Source organism: Streptomyces sp. NPDC056373 (genome assembly GCF_042262425.1).
In the GTDB taxonomy this organism is placed as follows: Bacteria; Actinomycetota; Actinomycetes; order Streptomycetales; family Streptomycetaceae; genus Streptomyces.
Window position 1 is genome coordinate 1 of sequence record NZ_JBHJPX010000059.1, and the last position, 1,146, is coordinate 1,146.

Here is a 1,146-nt window from a genome sequence, read left to right on the forward strand (position 1 = left end):
GGTGTTGAAGGCGGGTGGGGCGTATGTGCCGCTGGATCCGGAGTACCCGGTGGAGCGGTTGCGGTTCATGCTGGCGGACAGTGCGCCGGTGGTGGTGCTGACCCACAGCGCCTTCGCCGGTCTCCTCGGTGGTCGTGACGCGGTGGTGTGTCTGGATGCGGATGCGGCCCGGTGGAATGGCCTGCCGGCGGAGGATCTCGACCGCGGGGACCTCACTGCCGAGCACTTGGCGTATGTCATCTATACGTCGGGTTCGACGGGGTTGCCGAAGGGGGTGATGGTCGAGCACCGGTCGGTGGTGAACCGGCTGACGTGGGTGCAGCGGGATCATGGGCTGTCGTCCGGGGATGTGGTGTTGCAGAAGACGCCGGTGACGTTCGATGTGTCGGTGTGGGAGTTGTTCTGGCCGTTGCTGGCGGGTGCTCGGCTGGTGATGGCGCGGCCGGGTGGGCATCGGGATCCCGGTTATCTGGTCGGGTTGATCAGTTCGCAGCGGGTGACGACGGTGCATTTCGTGCCGTCGATGCTGTCGCTGTTCCTGGAGCATGCGGATGCGCGGTGTGGGGGGCTGCGGCGGGTGTTCGCCAGTGGTGAGGCGCTGTCGCCGGGGGTGGTGGAGCGGTTCGGGCGGCGGTTGCCGGGTGTGGGGTTGCACAACCTGTACGGGCCGACGGAGGCCACGGTCGATGTGACGGCGTGGGCGTGCACGGTTGGTGGTGGGCGGGTGCCGATCGGGCGGCCGGTGGCCAACACGCGCATCTATGTGCTTGATCCGCGGGATCGTCCGGTGCCGGTGGGGGTGGCGGGGGAGATCCACATCGCGGGGGTGCAGGTGGCCCGCGGGTATCTGAACCGTGCGGAGCTGACTGCGGAACGCTTCGTGGAGGATCCGTTCATCCCTGGTGCGCGGATGTATCGCACGGGGGATGTGGGCCGTTGGCTGGCGGACGGCACGGTGGAGTATCTGGGCCGTAACGACCATCAGGTGAAGGTCCGTGGTTTCCGGATCGAGTTGGGGGAGATCGAGGCGCGTCTGGGTGAGGTGCCGGGTGTCGGCGATGTCGTCGTCACCGCCCGGGACCACGACGGCGACAAGAGGCTGGTCGCGTATTACACGGGTGTCGGTGTGGAGGTGCAGGCCCTGCG

Annotated in this window: 1 protein-coding gene; it reads left to right on the plus strand. The window is 67.7% G+C overall.

Going from position 1 to position 1,146, the window contains the following annotated elements:
• A partial coding sequence (locus ACFCXS_RS39445; RefSeq protein WP_376648153.1) for an amino acid adenylation domain-containing protein occupies window positions 1-1,146 on the plus strand: 1,146 nt, incomplete at both ends.